Raw genomic sequence first — 13401 nt, forward strand, 5'->3', positions numbered from 1 at the left:
GACGGTCGAGCGTCGCCGCATGACGGCGGCCGGGTGGTTCAGCGGCCTCGAATATGTCATCGGGTACGTGGACATCGTTTCGCCTTCCGCTGGTGACAGGTCGCCGGCGCACCGTCGTGATGCATTTCCGCAGGTGGCGACCACGGCTGACGATTCTGCGGGGTGACCCGGGTCTTGCGGCAAGTCCCCCCGTCCGCTATATGTTGGGAGAGCAAGAAATGGTGCGCGCGTCGAAATGGCGAACGCGCCCGGCGAAAACGCTTTCACCAGGCCGCCTGTCGATATCGGGGCCGGGACGGTCGGCGTCAGGGCCCCGGTCGGGGACGGTCGCCGACCGGTGTCGGGGCGGTCGGGACGGTCGCCGACCGGTGTCGGGGCGTCGGGGCCGGGACGGTGGCCGATCGGCGTCGGGGCGGTCCGGGGTGCGGTGCGGCGTGACACGCCGGTGAGCGGCGGGCCGACCTCAGCTGATCAGCGCGCCGACGTCCAGCCTTGTGCGCGCAGCCGTTCGATGCCGTCCAGCAGCAGGTCCAGCGCGAACTCGAACTCGAACTGGTCGTCGCAGCCCTGCCCCACGACGGACCCGTCGTCGTGCGAGGCCGCCTCGGCGATCTCGGCGACGTGCGGGAACCGCGCCGCGACCTCCGGCGGCAGGGACGCGGGGGGCGTCGGGGCGGCCGGTCCGGTCCGGCCGGCCTGCCGGGACGCGTCGAACAACTCCTGGCTGAAGCCCAGGATGCGGCTGCCCATGGCGTGCATGACGTGGTGGGTGAGGTCGGTGGAGAGGCCACCGGCGCGTAGCGCCCCGATCATCGAGTCGAGGTAGCCGAGGACGGCCGGCGTCGCCATGGTGCGCGACTCGATGGCGAGCGACGCCCAGGGGTGCCGGCGCAGCACCTGCCGGGCCGACAGGACACGTCGGCGGATGGCGGGCTGCCAGCCGACACCCGTCGTCAGCGGCTCGATCTCGCCGACCACCACGTCGATCATGCCGTCGAGGAGTTCGTCCTTGTTGGCCACGTGCTTGTAGAGGGCCATCGGCACGACGCCCAGTTCCTGCGCGAGGTTGCGCATGCTGAGCGACTCGATTCCGGCCCCGTCGGCCAGCGCGACGGCGGCGCGCAGGATGCGGTCCCTGCTCAGCGGCGTCCGGCGCAGCGTCTCAGCCTGCTCGGCCATCTCGGTCCCTGTCCTCGGTCGGCGAGGGAAACCTTAACCGGCATTGACAGGTGTACGCCGTACACCTACCGTGGTCGCCATCTGGTGTACGGCGTACACTCCGAGGAGGACGAGATGAAAGCGATCGTGCAGGACCGGTACGGGCCACCCGAGACGTTGACCCTCGCGGACGTCGACGTGCCGGTGCCCACCGCCGACGAGGTGCTCGTGCGGGTCGAGGCCGCCGCGCTCAACGCGTACGACTGGCACGTGATGCGCGGCGATCCCCGGATGGCGCGGTTGGCGCTGGGCCTGACGCGGCCCCGGGCCCGCATCCGGGGTCGCGACTTCGCCGGTCGGGTCGAGGCCGTCGGCGTCGACGTGCGTCACCTGCGCCCCGGCGACAGCGTGTTCGGCGACCTCGGGGACGCCAACGGCGCGTTCGCCGAGTACGTGTGCGCCCCCGCCGCCCTGGTCGCACCGAAGCCGGCCAACCTGACCGCGCCGCAGGCGGCAGCCCTGCCACTGGCCGGGGTGACCGCGCTCCAGGGGCTGCGTGACGCGGCCCGGGTCGCGCCCGGCCAGCGCGTGCTCGTCAACGGCGCCTCCGGTGGTGTCGGCACCCTGGCCGTGCAGCTCGCCAGGGTGCTCGGCGCGACGGTGACCGGGGTGTGCAGCACCCGCAACGTCGACCTGGTCCACTCGCTCGGCGTCGACCACGTCGTCGACTACACCCGCGAGGACTTCACCCACGGGGACCGCCACGACGTGGTGTTCGACCTGGTCGGCAACCGCAGCCTCACCGCGCTGCGGCGGGCACTGACCCCGACCGGGACGCTGGTGCTCTCCGGCGGCGGTGTGTACCGGGGCGGCAGCCTCCTCGGGCCGGTCCGGCTCATCGCGCGGGGGCGGCTGCTGGCCCCCCTCGTCCGGCAGCGCGTCGTCGTCCTGACGGCGACCCCCGGCCGGGAGCACCTCGACACGCTCCGCGCCCACGCCGAGGCCGGTCACCTCACACCGGTCATCGACCGGACCTATCCGTTGCCCGAGGTGCCCCACGCCATCGGCTATCTCGAAGGCGAACACGCCAGGGCGAAGGTGGTCATCACCATCTGACCGGCCCGCAATCCGCCGGCCCCGACATCCGCGACGACGCCGACTCCACGGCCGGGCAGGCTCCCGATTCCCCGGTCAAGCGTGCCCGGCTCAGAGTTGCGTCAATATCACCTGTCAGTCAGCTGGCAATGGTGAAAGCGCTTCGATTTCCTGCTCCAGCACTGTCAGCGAGCGACGAATCTCATTTACCATCGTCGATGCAATGCCTCGTTCATCCGCCGTTCACCCTACCGACGGCCGGCCTTCGAGGCGTCCGCACCGCGCCCGGGACCGACGCACCCCACCCCGCCCGCCCCGAGGAACAGGACCCCCATGACAGCCACCGCACGTCGTACCGCCGTCCTGGCCGGACTCACCGCCACCCTGCTGGCCGGCCCGCTCGCCGTCGCCGCCGTCGCCGCCGCGACCGCCACGATCACCCTCAACGGCTCCAGCGCGAACGTCACCGGCAGCAACGTCACCGTCGCCGGCAGCGCCGTCACCATCACCGCGCCGGGCACCTACGAGATCAGGGGCACGCTGAACAACGGCCACATCGCGGTCGACACCGCCGTCACCGGCACCGTGGAACTCGTCCTCGCCGGGGCCTCCATCACCAACTCCACCTCCTCACCGCTGTACGTGACCAACGCCAGCGCGGTCACCGTCACCCTGGCCGCGGGCACCAGCAACAACCTCACCGACGCGGCCACGTACACCAACACCGGGGAGCCGGACGCCGCCCTGTTCAGCGCCGCCGACCTGACCATCGGCGGTACCGGCGCGCTGACCGTGCGCGCCAACCACGCCGACGGCATCGTCAGCAAGGACGACCTGGTCATCCAGTCCGGCACCATCACCGTCAACGCGGTGGACGACGCGATCCGGGGCAAGGACTCCCTCACCGTCAACGGCGGCACGATCGCCGTCACCTCGTCCGGCGGCGACGGGCTCAAGTCCAACGACACCGAGGCCGGCAAGGGCGTGCTCACCATCACCAACGGCACCATCACCGCCTCGGTCGCCGACGACGCCATCAAGGGCGAGAACGTCCTGAACATCTCCGGCGGCACCATCAACGTCACCCGGTCCTACGAAGCGTTGGAAGGGCTCCGGACCACCATCAGCGGCGGCAACATCACCGTCGTGGCCAGCGACGACGCGGTCAACGCCGCCGAGGAGGGCCTCGGCCACATGGAGCCGTCCGCGATCGCGTTCATCAAGGTCACCGGCGGCACGGTGGTGGCCACCGGCGGCACGGACGGCTTCGACTCCAACGGGTCGCTCACCTTCGCCGGTGGCACCGTGGTGGCCCGGGGCTCCAGCACCCGGGGCGGCGGCGAGGGCGCGATCGACGCCGACGGCCCGATCGCCTTCACCGGCGGCACGGTGGTGGGCGCGGCGCTGACCTCGCTGGCCGTGTTCCAGGCGGTGCCGAACACCGGCCAGGGCTGGGTGGCCCCCCGGTTCAACGCCAACCTGGCCGCCAACACCATCGTGCACGTGGTGTCCGGCAGCACGGTGCTGGGTTCGTACCGGACCTCGGCCACCGTCCGGGAGGTCGTCTTCTCGTCCAACCGGATCACCAACGGCCAGCGGTACGACATCTACACCGGCGGCAGCGTGACCGGCACCAACGTCGGCGGTCTCTACACCGGCGGCAGCATCACCGGCGCCACCCGGGTGCTGACCGGCGTCACCGCCGGCCGGTACGGGCGGTTCTGAGTCCGGGCCCTGCGGTTCGGGCCCGCCCGGGCCCGAACCGCGCAACCGGTCCGCCCGGGCCCGAACCGCGCCACCGGCCCGCCGGTGCACCACCGCCAGATCCGATGCCCCACCGCCGGACGCCGCACACGGCAAACGGCCGGCGGACACCCCAAGGAGCAAATATGTCGCGCTTGGTCCTGGCCGGAGTGGACCTGGTCGCCGTGGTCCTGCTCGTCTTCGCGCTGTACTTCCCGCGCCACCGACGACGGGACCTGGTGGTCGCCTACCTCGGCGTCAACGTCGGCGTGTTCGCCGTGGCCAGCTCACTGAGCAGCAGCACCGTCGGCGCCGGGCTCGGGCTGGGGCTCTTCGGCGTCCTGTCGATCATCCGGCTCCGCTCCACGGAACTCGACCAGCACGAGGTGGCGTACTACTTCTCGGCGCTCGCGCTCGGCATCCTCGGCCCGCTCTCCGGCACCTCGGTCCTGACGGTCGGCGCGTTGACGGCGCTGATCCTCGCCGTGATGTTCGTCGGGGACCACCCCCGACTGCTGCGCCGGTACCGGCGGCACGTCATCGTGCTGGACAGCGCGGTCACCGACTCGGTCGCCCTCACCGCACACCTGGAGCAGCTGCTCGGCGCCCGGGTGCACAACGTCAACGTCGAGCGCGTCGACCTGGTCAACGACACCACCGTCGTGGACGTCCGCTACTCGCGGCCCAGGGTCACCGCCACCGGCGGGCGGCGGCCGGTCGACGCGGGCGCCGCCCGGTGACCGCCCCCGACCCGCCCACCGCGGCCCTGATCCCGCCCACCGCGGCGCTGACCCCGCTCACCGGTGCGCTGGCCCCGCTCACGCCGATCGGGCTCGCGGAACTGACCGAACGCGCCGCGCTACAGACCCGGTTCGACCGCAAGTACCTCCTCCCGCTCGCCGAGCTGCCGCACCTGCTCGCCGGGCTCGACCACACCGACCAGGTGCTGGAGATCGACGGCAGGCGCGCGTTCCGCTACGAGTCGATCTACTTCGACACCGCCGACCTGGTCAGCTTCCGGCTCACCGCCCGCCGACGCCGCCGCCGCTTCAAGATCAGGACGAGGACGTACCTCGACTCCGGCCTCTGCTGGCTGGAGGTGAAGACGGAGGGCACCCGGGGCGGCACGGTCAAGGAACGGCTGCCCTACCGTCCCGACGACAGCGGCACCCTCACCCCCGGGCGGTCGTTCGTCGACGGGGTGCTCGCGGCGCTGCGCACCGGCCCCACCCTGACCTTCGCGCCGACCCTCACCACCAGCTACCTGCGCAGCACGCTCTATCTACCGGCGACCGCGAGCCGGGCGACCATCGACGTCGCGTTGCGCTGGGCGGACCACCGGGGCCGTCGGTTGGCGCTACCCGAACTGGCCATCATCGAGACGAAGACCGGCTCCACCGCCTCCCACGTCGATCGGCTGCTCTGGCGGCAGGGTCACCGCCCGGTGGCCATCTCCAAGTACGCGACCGGGCTGGCCGCCCTCGACCCCGACCTGCCCGCCGGGCGTTGGCGGCGCACCCTACGTCGGCACTTCCACCCCACCCTCCACGGGGATCCGGGTGCGCGACAGGAGACGTCTCACCGGGGCGGCCCCGCGACAGACCCCGCCCCCTCCTGCGCCTGCGGGGGCAGCCGTAACGCGTAACCGACACCCCGGACGGTATGGATCAGGGGCGGGTCCCAGCGGTCGATCTTCCGCCGCAGGCAGTAGACGTACGACTCGACGATCCGGCCGTCGCCACCGAAACGGTAGTTCCACACCCCGTCGAGGATCTGCGCCTTGCTGACCACCCGGCCCGCGTTGGCGAGCAGGAACCGCAGCAGGTTGAACTCGGTGGGCGACAGCGGCACCGGGTGCCCGCCCCGGCGTACCTCGTGGGCCTGCTCGTCCAGCTCCAGGTCGGCGTACCGCAGCAACCCGCCGTCCTGGGTGCCCTGATCCGCCCGGTAGCGGCGCAGCACCGCCCGCACCCGCAGCACCAGCTCCTCCAGGCTGAACGGCTTGGTGACGTAGTCGTCGGCCCCGGCGGTGAGCCCGGCGATGCGGTCGGCCACCTCGTCACGGGCGGTGAGGAACAGCACCGGCACTCCCGGACCGGGACCCGCACGCAGGCTCCGTGCGACCTGGAGACCGTCGAGATCCGGCAGCACCACGTCGAGCACCACCAGGTGCGGTTCGAAGTCCGCCGCCACGACCAGCGCCTCCCGGCCGCCGGAGGCCACCCGGACCTCGAAGTCGTGCCTTCCCAGTGTCGCCGAGAGCAGCGTCCGGAGATGGGGGTCGTCGTCCACGACGAGCACCCTGGGCATCGGGGAGATCACCCACTGTTCGTACGGGACATGGTGGGGAGTGGCCTCGCAGTCGGCTGTGGATCAGCTGTGGGCAACCTGCCGGTCGTACCACCCGTGGCGCACCGGGGCCGCCCACCCGTCGTGCCGACGGGTGGGCGGCCGACGCCCTCAGGGGCTGGTGCAGGTCGGCGACGGGCTGGTCGGCGTGCCGGTGCCGAGGAAGCCGAAGGTCGTCGAGGTGCCGGGGGCCAGCGCGCCGTTGTAGGAGACGTTGCGGACGGTCGCGGTCGAGCCGCTGGTGCTCAGCGTGCCGTTCCAGACCTGGCTGATGCCCTGTCCACTGCCCAACTGCCAACGGGCGGTCCAGCCGTCGACGGCGGCGCTGCCGGCGGTCACCGTGACCTCAGCCTGGAAGCCGCCCGACCACGAGCCGATCGTGCGGTACGTCGCGGTGCAGGCGGTGCCGGGCGGCGGGGTCGTCGGCGGCGGGGTGGTCGGCGGAGGCGTGGTGGGCGGTGGGGTGGTCGGCGGTGGGGTGGTGGGCGGAGGCGTGGTGGGCGGCGGGGTCGTCGGCGGGGTGGGCGGGATCGTCGGCCCGCCCGGCGGCACCAGGGGGCAGGTGGAGCTGTACCGGGAGACGCCGGTGCTGTTCGCCAGCGGGCAGAGGAACTGCGTGTAGCGGGTGTCGTAGTCCAGGAAGATCTTGAGCCAGGGGATCAGCAGCCGCATCTCGGTCGGGTTCGACCGGGTGAACGACAGGTGGTCGTTGCCGGCCAGCTCCGCCCAGGCGTGCTCCACCCCGGCAGGCAGCGTGTTGTAGATGCCCTGCACGTAGGACGGGGTGACGGTGCCGTCGTTCTGCCCCGACAGGAGCAGGGTGGGGACCTGGGTGGTCGACATGTTCAGGTTGTTGCCGGGCGTACCCGGGGCGAGGCCGACCGCGGTCCGCAGCGACGGCCGCCGCAGCGCCGCCAGCAGGGTGCCGGCCCCGCCCGCGGAGTGGCCCATCACGCTGAGCCGGTTGGGGTCCACCCGGCTGCGCACCGGGCTGGTCCGGGTGAGGTAGTCCAGCCCCGCGAGCAGCTGGGTGGCCCGGGCGTCAGCACCGTCGGTACGGCTGTTGGTCTCGATCCCGAGCACCACGAAACCGAAGGACGCCAGCCAGGGGCCCATCCAGGCTTCCTCGTTGGCGAACAGGGCGGAGTACCCGGGCACGATCGCCACCGCGCCCCAGGTGCCCAGGCTGGTGTCGGTCGGGTAGTAGACGAACCCGCCGTTGAAGCCGTTGCCCGCCGGCACGGTCGCCTGCGTGGTGGCGAACGGCCCCCGGGTGGCGGCCACACTGGCCGGGGTCGGGTCCGGGCCACGCTGGTAGGGGTTGTCCGCCGCCGCCACCGCGGCGTGCGGCATGCTCGCGGTCGCCACGAGGCCGAGGAGCACCACGAGGCCGGCCGAGAGCCAGCTCACGAACCGGGGTACGGAGGTCCGGCGGCCGGCCGGGGGTGGGGTCGGGGGTCGATCTGTCGGTAGCGTCACTTCAGGCCTCTCCTTCGGTTGACGGGGCTGCGGACTACCGCCGGCTCCACTGCTGGTTGGCCTGGCCGTTGCAGGTCCACAGGACGAGCTTCGTGCCGTTGGCGGTGGCCCCGCCGTTGGCGTCGAGGCAGAGGCCGGACTGCACGCCGGTGATGGTGCCGTTGGCGTTGAGGTTCCACTGCTGGTTGGTGCCGCCGTGGCAGTCGTACGTGGTGACCAGGGTGCCCGGGGTGGTGCCGTAGCCGGCGGCGTCCAGGCACTTGGTGCCGAGCACGGTCAACGCCCGGCCGGAGGTGTACGTCCACTGCTGGTTGGTGCCGCCGTGGCAGTCCCAGAGCTGCAGCTGGAGCCCGTTGGTGGTGGCGGAACCGGGCACGTCGACGCACCGGCCCGAGGGGGTGCCGACGATCGTGGTGGTCTGTCCGCCGCTGTTGCCCGGGTTGCCGATGCTGCCGGGCACCGACTGCAGGGCGCTGTACCAACGGGCGGCCATCTTGTCGTAGCCGCCGGAGGTGGGGTGGATGCCGTCGATCAGGTCGGCGGTGGACAGGGCGCTCTGCATGTCGACCAGGTGCACCCGCTTGCCGGCGTTCACCTTGCTCTGCACGATGCCCGGGATCGCCGCGTTGAAGGTACGCGCGGCCGCCGCCTGGTTGCCGTTGGAGAGCGTGATGATCTGCGCGACGAACACCTCGGCGGTGGGTGCGGTGGTGGTGATCTTGTCGATCAGGGTGGAGAGCCGGTTCGGCGCGGTGCCCACGTTGTAGTTCTGGAGGATGTCGTTGGTGCCGATGTGCAGCAGCACGGTCTGCGGCCGTTGGTTGTTCAGCCAGCCGACGATGTTGGCGTCGATCTGGTCGATGCGCCAGCCGGGGTGCCCCTCGTGGTCGTGGTCACCGAGGCTGCCCGGCCCGTTGAACTGCGATCCGGTGAAGTCGGTCGTGTAGCGGCCGGCGGCCAGGCGCTGCCAGAGCCCGATCCGGTAGCCGCCCGGCACCTGGGTGCCTTCGGTGATGGAGTCGCCGAGCGGCATCACCCGTACCCCGCCGTTGGATTCGGCGTGGGCGGGGCCGGTCGGTGTCACCACCCCGGCGGTCATGACGCCGAGTACGGCGAGCGCCGCGAGCCATCGTGCCCTCGTTCGCATGGATTTCTCCCCTGGATCGGTGGAGCTGGCCGAGGGCGTGGGCCGGTCGGACGGCCACCGTGGTGAGGGGCGGCACGTCGGTGACGCGGGGCGGCCGGACCGGACAGCCCACCGGCCGCCGGTCCCGCCGGGCACACGCCGATCGCCACCTCGACAGGACGAGGTGGTCTCGGCACCGGGACGGGTGTGAGCGTTAACAAAGACCATTGTAAATACTTGTCGCTGACCTGGTCCAGTTCGGCCCACCAGCCACCCCGGGCGCAAGGCGATCGGGCACCCCGGACGGGCCGACGCCGCGACACCCGTCCGCTCCGGGAGACGTACGCCCCGACCGAGGTCACCGGCTGACCCCACCACCCGAACCCCGACGGACGGGGCGGCTCACCACACCGGCGGGCCGCCCCGTCCGTTCGTCACCCGTACCTCAGGGCTGCGGCAGCGCCGCGTCGACGATCGCGGCCTGCTCGACCTCGTGCTGCTTGGCGGAGCCGACCGCCGGGGCGGCGGCGGCCGGACGGGAGACGCGGCGCAGCCGCACCCCGTCCAGGTGCTCCACCAGGTTGAGCGCCACGAACGACCAGGCACCCTGGTTGGCCGGCTCCTCCTGCACCCAGGCGACGTCCTCCGCGTGGGGGTACCGGTCGAGCACCGCCCGGAGTTCCCCGACCGGCAGCGGGTAGAGCTGCTCCAACCGGACGATGGCGGTGTCGCCGATGCCGCGGTCGGCGCGGGCCTGCACCAGGTCGTAGTAGACCTTGCCGGAGCAGAGCAGCACCCGCCTGACCGTCCCGGCGGACGGCGCCTCGACACCCGGCCCGCCGTCGTCCAGCACCGGCTGGAAACCGCCGGTGGTGAAGGCCGCCACGTCCGAGACGCAGAGCCGGTGCCGCAGCAGCGACTTCGGCGAGAAGACCACCAGCGGCTTGCGCTTGGCCGACAGGGCCTGCCGGCGCAGCAGATGGAAGTAGTTGGCCGGGGTGCTGGGGATGGCGACCCGCATGTTGTCCTGCGCGCACAGTTGCAGGAAGCGCTCCGGCCGCCCGGACGAGTGGTCCGGCCCCTGTCCCTCCTGCCCGTGCGGCAGCAGCAGCACCAGCGACGACCGCTGCCCCCACTTCAGCTCGCCGGAGGAGAGGAACTCGTCGATGATGGACTGCGCGCCGTCGGCGAAGTCACCGAACTGCGCCTCCCAGAGCACCAGCGCATCGGGGTTCTCCACCGAGTAGCCGTACTCGAAGCCCATGGCGGCGTACTCGCTCAGCAGCGAGTCGTGCACGAAGAACCGGGCGTCGCCGGCGGCCAGGCGGGACAGCGGCAGGTACGACTCACCGGTGGCCGCGTCGACGACCGCGGCGTGCCGTGAGGTGAACGTGCCGCGTCGCGAATCCTGGCCGGCCAACCGGACGGTGACGCCCTGGCCCAGCAGCGAGCCGAAGGCGACCAGCTCACCGAAGCCCCAGTCGATACCGCCCTCGACCGCCATCCGCGCCCGCCGCTGCAACACCTGCTGGACCCGCTTGTGCGCGGTGAACCCCTCCGGCAGGTGCAGGTGCGCCTCGCCGACCGCACGGACGGCCGCCGCGTCGACGGCGGTGTCGACCTGCGGTTCGGGCACCGCGGACCAGGACGGGCGGGCCCGCGACGGCGCGACGGCCACGTCCCGGCTGGCCTTGAAGACCCGCTCCAGCTCAGCCTGGTACTCGCGGAGCTGCTGCTGCGCGGTCTCGACGGTGATGTCGCCCCGGCCGATCAACTCCTCGGTGTAGATCTTCCGGACGCTGCGCTTGGCATCGATGATCTCGTACATCCGGGGGTTGGTCATCGACGGGTCGTCGCCCTCGTTGTGCCCACGGCGGCGGTAGCAGACCAGGTCGATCACGACGTCCTTGTTGAACGCCTGGCGGTACTCGAAGGCCAGCCGGGCGACCCTGATCACCGCCTCCGGGTCGTCGCCGTTGACGTGGAAGATCGGCGCCTGGATCATCCGGGCCACGTCGGTGCAGTAGAGCGACGAACGGCTGTACTCCGGGGCGGTGGTGAAGCCGACCTGGTTGTTGACCACCACGTGCACGGTCCCGCCGGTGCGGTAGCCACGCAGCTGCGACAGGTTGAGCGTCTCGGCGACGACCCCCTGCCCGGCGAACGCGGCGTCACCGTGCACCAGCACCGGCAGCACCGTGTAGCCCTCCAGGCCCAGGTCGAGCCGGTCCTGCTTGGCCCGGACGATGCCCTCCAGCACCGGATCGACGGCCTCCAGGTGCGACGGGTTGGCCACCACGCTGACGGTGGTGCAGTGCTGGCCGTCGGGCGTGGTGTACCTGCCGGTCTGCCCGAGGTGGTATTTCACGTCGCCGGAGCCGTGCGCCGAGTCCGGGTCCATCTGGCCCTCGAACTCGTTGAAGATCTTCTCGTACGGCTTGCCGACGATGTTGGCGAGCACGTTGAGCCGGCCCCGGTGGGCCATGCCGATGACCAGTTCGTGGAAGCCGCCCTCGGCACAGGCCTGGAGCACCTCGTCGAGCAGCGGGATCAGCGACTCGCCACCCTCCAGCGAGAAGCGACGCTGACCGACGTACTTGGTCTGCAGGAAGGTCTCGAACGCCTCGGCGGCGTTGAGCCGGTTGAGCAGGTGCTGCTGTTCGTCCGGGTCCGGCTTGGTGTACCTGATCTCGATGCGCTCCTGGATCCAGCGACGCTCCTCCGGCTCCTGGATGTGCATGTACTCGACGCCGACCCGGCGGCAGTAGGTGTCCCGCAGGACGCCGAGCACGTCACGCAGCCGCATCTTCTGCCGGCCGGCGAAGCCACCGACCGGGAAGGTCCGGTCGAGGTCCCACAGGGTCAGACCATGTTGCAGGACGTCCAGGTCGGGGTGCCGGCGGATCGTGAACTCGAGCGGATCGGTGTCGGCCATCAGGTGCCCGCGCACCCGGTAGGCGTGGATCAGCTCGATCACCCGGGCGGCCTTGTCGATCTGCCCCTCGGAGGTCCGGGCCACGTCCCGCATCCAGCGCACCGGCTCGTACGGGATGCGCAGCGAGGTGAAGATGTCGTCGTAGAGGCCGTGCTCACCGAGCAGCAGCTCGTGGACCGTCTTGAGGAACTCGCCGGACTGCGCGCCCTGGATCACCCGGTGGTCGTACGTGCTGGTCAACGTGGTGACCTTGCTGATGCCGTGGTCGGCAAGGGTCTCGTCGGACATGCCCGAGTACGGTGCCGGGTACTCCATCGCACCGACCCCGATGATCGCGCTCTGGCCGGGCATCAGCCGGGGCACCGAGTGCACGGTGCCGATGCCGCCCGGGTTGGTCAGCGAGATCGTCGTGCCCGAGTGGTCCTCCGTGGTCAGCTCGCCGCGCCGGGCCCGCCGGATCAGATCCTCGTAGGCCTGCCAGAACTGCCGGAAGTCCATGCTTTCGCACTTCTTGATCGACGGTACGACCAGGGTGCGGGTGCCGTCCGGCCGGGCCAGGTCGATGGCGATACCGAGATTGACGTGCTCCGGCTGCACCAGCGCGGGCTTGCCGTCCACCTCGGCGTAGGAGTTGTTCATCTCCGGATGCGCGACGACCGCGCGCACCAGCGCCCAACCGATCAGGTGGGTGAAGCTGACCTTGCCACCCCGGCCCCGGGCGAGGTGATTGTTGATCACGATGCGGTTGTCCACCAGCAGTTTGGCCGGCACGGCGCGGACACTGGTGGCGGTCGGCACGTGCAGCGAGCTGCTCATGTTCTGCACGATGCGGGCCGCGACCCCGCGCAGCGGGACCGTGCTCGCGGCGGTGGCCGGGTCACCCGCCGCGCCACCGCCGGACGTCTTCCCACCGGTCGCCCGGGTTCCGCCGGACCGCCCACCGGGCGACCCGGCCCGCTCGCCGGACGCGGGAGCCCGCCCGACCCGGGCGGTCGGCGGGGTCGGTGCGCCCGCCCCGGTCGCCGCCCCGGCGTGGGCGTCCACGGGCCCCACCACATCCGGCGCAGCCGCGCCCTCTCGCGCGGCCGAGTCCCGAGGCAGGGCGGGCGAGGCCGGTGGCAGGGCGGTCGAGCCCGGTGGCAGGGCGGTCGAGCCCGGTGGCAGGGCGGTCGAGCCCGGTGGCAGGGCGGTCGAGGCCGGCGGCGGGGTGGGGGTGGCCGGTGGCGGTCGGTAGTCGGCGAAGAAGTCGTGCCAGGCATGGTCGACGCTCGTCGGATCGGCCAGATAGCGCTGGTACATCTCGTCGACGATCCACTCGTTGGGACCGAAATCCGCGAGCGGATTGTCCTGCGAGGTCTGCTGGGTCGACACAGCCGGGTTCGCCTCTTTCACCTCGGATTGACGGCACGCGGCGATCTCATCACGGTGGACGGAAACCACGTCCGATTCAGGCTACGCCGACACGTCCCAGCATTGTGGACACGGCCCACCGGCGGATCCCGCTCCACCGGAGGTC

9 protein-coding genes are annotated in these 13401 nt (G+C 71.6%); 4 read left to right on the top strand and 5 right to left on the bottom strand.

Annotation, left to right across the window (positions count from 1 at the left end):
• Positions 1-471: 471 nt before the first annotated feature.
• Positions 472-1179: a TetR/AcrR family transcriptional regulator C-terminal domain-containing protein gene (locus tag AB0B63_RS25885; protein ID WP_357023183.1), complete on the bottom strand. Its 708-nt coding sequence runs from the start codon at positions 1177-1179 to the stop codon at positions 472-474.
• 114 nt (positions 1180-1293) lie between these two features.
• Here AB0B63_RS25885 and AB0B63_RS25890 point away from each other — a divergent pair, with 114 nt between their 5' ends.
• From AB0B63_RS25890 to AB0B63_RS25905, 4 genes are all read left to right on the top strand, one after another.
• A complete protein-coding gene (locus AB0B63_RS25890; RefSeq protein WP_357023186.1) occupies positions 1294-2274 on the top strand; it encodes an NAD(P)-dependent alcohol dehydrogenase in 981 nt (326 codons plus the stop codon).
• A 312-nt stretch (positions 2275-2586) separates the two neighbouring features.
• On the top strand, positions 2587-3978 hold the full coding sequence (locus tag AB0B63_RS25895; protein ID WP_357023188.1) for a carbohydrate-binding domain-containing protein: 1392 nt from the start codon (positions 2587-2589) through the stop codon (positions 3976-3978).
• A gap of 164 nt (positions 3979-4142) precedes the next feature.
• A complete protein-coding gene (locus AB0B63_RS25900; protein WP_208564961.1) occupies positions 4143-4736 on the top strand; it encodes a DUF4956 domain-containing protein in 594 nt (197 codons plus the stop codon).
• Entirely contained in the window at positions 4733-5641 is a 909-nt protein-coding gene (locus AB0B63_RS25905) for a polyphosphate polymerase domain-containing protein (RefSeq protein ID WP_357023192.1), read from the top strand. The genes AB0B63_RS25900 and AB0B63_RS25905 overlap by 4 nt, the downstream gene beginning before the upstream one ends.
• Here AB0B63_RS25905 and AB0B63_RS25910 read toward each other — a convergent pair.
• The 4 genes from AB0B63_RS25910 to AB0B63_RS25925 all read right to left on the bottom strand — a co-directional run bounded on the left by AB0B63_RS25910 (position 5575) and on the right by AB0B63_RS25925 (position 13256).
• Entirely contained in the window at positions 5575-6306 is a 732-nt protein-coding gene (locus AB0B63_RS25910) for a response regulator transcription factor (RefSeq protein WP_357023353.1), read from the bottom strand. The genes AB0B63_RS25905 and AB0B63_RS25910 overlap by 67 nt on opposite strands.
• 150 nt (positions 6307-6456) lie before the next feature.
• Positions 6457-7755, bottom strand: coding sequence for a cellulose binding domain-containing protein (locus AB0B63_RS25915; RefSeq protein ID WP_357023196.1), 1299 nt, complete (start codon positions 7753-7755; stop codon positions 6457-6459).
• Positions 7756-7858: 103 nt separating this feature from the next.
• Entirely contained in the window at positions 7859-8971 is a 1113-nt protein-coding gene (locus AB0B63_RS25920; RefSeq protein WP_208564963.1) for a ricin-type beta-trefoil lectin domain protein, read from the bottom strand.
• A gap of 424 nt (positions 8972-9395) precedes the next feature.
• On the bottom strand, positions 9396-13256 hold the full coding sequence (locus tag AB0B63_RS25925) for a multifunctional oxoglutarate decarboxylase/oxoglutarate dehydrogenase thiamine pyrophosphate-binding subunit/dihydrolipoyllysine-residue succinyltransferase subunit (protein WP_357023199.1): 3861 nt from the start codon (positions 13254-13256) through the stop codon (positions 9396-9398).
• Positions 13257-13401: the final 145 nt, after the last annotated feature.

Source organism: Micromonospora sp. NPDC049081 (assembly GCF_040648835.1).
GTDB lineage: Bacteria > Actinomycetota > Actinomycetes > Mycobacteriales > Micromonosporaceae > Micromonospora > Micromonospora antibiotica.

What these genes read in the sequence shown, in the direction of transcription:
- AB0B63_RS25890 (WP_357023186.1), top strand. Translation starts at nt 1,294, where the DNA reads ATGAAAGCGATCGTGCAGGACCGGTACGGGCCACCCGAGACGTTGACC.
- AB0B63_RS25900 (WP_208564961.1), top strand. Translation starts at nt 4,143, where the DNA reads ATGTCGCGCTTGGTCCTGGCCGGAGTGGACCTGGTCGCCGTGGTCCTG.
- AB0B63_RS25895 (WP_357023188.1), top strand. Translation starts at nt 2,587, where the DNA reads ATGACAGCCACCGCACGTCGTACCGCCGTCCTGGCCGGACTCACCGCC.
- AB0B63_RS25920 (WP_208564963.1), bottom strand. Translation starts at nt 8,971, where the DNA reads ATGCGAACGAGGGCACGATGGCTCGCGGCGCTCGCCGTACTCGGCGTC.
- AB0B63_RS25910 (WP_357023353.1), bottom strand. Translation starts at nt 6,306, where the DNA reads ATGCCCAGGGTGCTCGTCGTGGACGACGACCCCCATCTCCGGACGCTG.
- AB0B63_RS25885 (WP_357023183.1), bottom strand. Translation starts at nt 1,179, where the DNA reads ATGGCCGAGCAGGCTGAGACGCTGCGCCGGACGCCGCTGAGCAGGGAC.